The organism is Leucobacter sp. M11 (genome assembly GCF_035726885.1).
In the GTDB taxonomy this organism is placed as follows: domain Bacteria; phylum Actinomycetota; class Actinomycetes; order Actinomycetales; family Microbacteriaceae; genus JAPFRB01.
Window position 1 is genome coordinate 188,934 of the sequence record NZ_JAPFRB010000001.1, and the last position, 1,314, is coordinate 190,247.

Sequence of the window (1,314 nt, forward strand, 5' to 3'; positions counted from 1 at the left end):
AGATCAGCCGAGAGTAGACTGGCCCAACGCCCAGGGCACCCCGGGGCGAGGCCCCGCGGCTTCACGCGGGGCGGGAACCCGCCGAACAGGCAGAAAGAGACGTATGTCGAGCGCACCCGCGGAACAGTTGGTTTGGATCGATTGCGAGATGACCGGTCTTGAGGTGCCCGCGGACAGCATCGTCGAGATCGCGGTGATCGTCACGGACTTCGAGCTGAACCTGCTCGACCCGGGCTTCAGCGTCGTCATCAACCCGGGGCCGGAGCCGATCGCGCACATGGGCGAGTTCGTGACGAACATGCACCGCGAGTCCGGCCTGCTCCCCTTGATCGAGTCGGGCGAGACGATGGCCGAGGCCGAGCGCCAGACCATCGCCTACATCGACCGCTTCGTGCCCGCCGGCAAGCGTCCGCTGCTCGCCGGGAACACGATCGGCATGGACCGCCGCTTCATCTCGGAGTTCATGCCCACCCTCGACGAGCGGCTGCACTACCGCTCCATCGACGTCTCCACGTTCAAGGAGCTTGCCCGGCGCTGGTACCCGTCCACGTACTTCTCCGCTCCGGACAAGAACGGCGGCCACCGCGCCCTCGCCGACATCACCGAGTCCATTCGCGAGCTGGAATATTACCGCTCCGCCGTCATGATCGAGGGCACCGGACCGGCCAGCGCGGATGCGAAACGACTCGCCAGCGCGGCAGTGGAAAAATTCGCCTAGGAAATTTGCTACTATAGATCTCGTTGCCTTCGCGAGAAGGGAACGCATGGTGGCTATAGCTCAGTTGGTAGAGCGCCGGCTTGTGGTGCCGGATGTCGCGGGTTCAAGTCCCGTTAGTCACCCCAGGTGATTGAGGCCCCGAATCGGAGAAATCCGGTTCGGGGCCTCAGTCGTTTCCGCCCGGCCCCTCCGCGCCCCCGAGCGCGACGGGACACGCCGAGACGCGCCCGAGATGGGCGGATCCGGGAAAGTTTTTCTCTCGGCAGGGCGTCGCGGGCGGCCCCCCGGCCGCCCACGACGAATCAGCTGCGCTCGCCTAGGAACGCAGCGCCCGCGCCCGCCGCCCGGCGAGCGCCAGGCCGCCGAGCAGGAGCGCCCCGGCCGCGAGCAGCCCGCCCGTCAGCGCCCCGGAGCCGGAGCCCGTGTTCGCGAGCGGGTCCGTGCCCGGCTTCGCGGTAGCCGTGCCGCCATCCGTGGCATCCGTGGCGTCCGTGCCCCCGTCAGCGGCGGCATCCGCGTCGGTGGCCGCGTCAGAATCCGTTTGAGCATCCGCGTCAGCCTGGGCATCCGCGTCGCTCGCCGCGGCATCGGCGGCT

The 1,314-nt window shown here is 68.5% G+C and carries 2 protein-coding genes and 1 tRNA gene; 2 read left to right on the forward strand and 1 reads right to left on the reverse strand.

Features of this window, described 5'->3' with window-relative positions:
• Positions 1–103 precede the first annotated feature (103 nt).
• The gene (gene orn / locus OOT08_RS00950) at positions 104–718 is read left to right on the forward strand and encodes an oligoribonuclease (protein ID WP_325090716.1); all 615 of its coding nucleotides are present in this window, start codon (positions 104–106) and stop codon (positions 716–718) included.
• Between the two features lie 49 nt (positions 719–767).
• Positions 768–843, forward strand: a tRNA-His gene (locus OOT08_RS00955).
• 191 nt (positions 844–1,034) lie between these two features.
• On the opposite strand, the gene OOT08_RS00960 is transcribed toward OOT08_RS00955, so the two are convergent.
• On the reverse strand, positions 1,035–1,314 hold a 280-nt coding region (locus OOT08_RS00960), incomplete at its 5' end, for a hypothetical protein (protein ID WP_325090717.1).

What these genes read in the sequence shown, in the direction of transcription:
- orn (WP_325090716.1), top strand. Translation starts at nt 104, where the DNA reads ATGTCGAGCGCACCCGCGGAACAGTTGGTTTGGATCGATTGCGAGATG.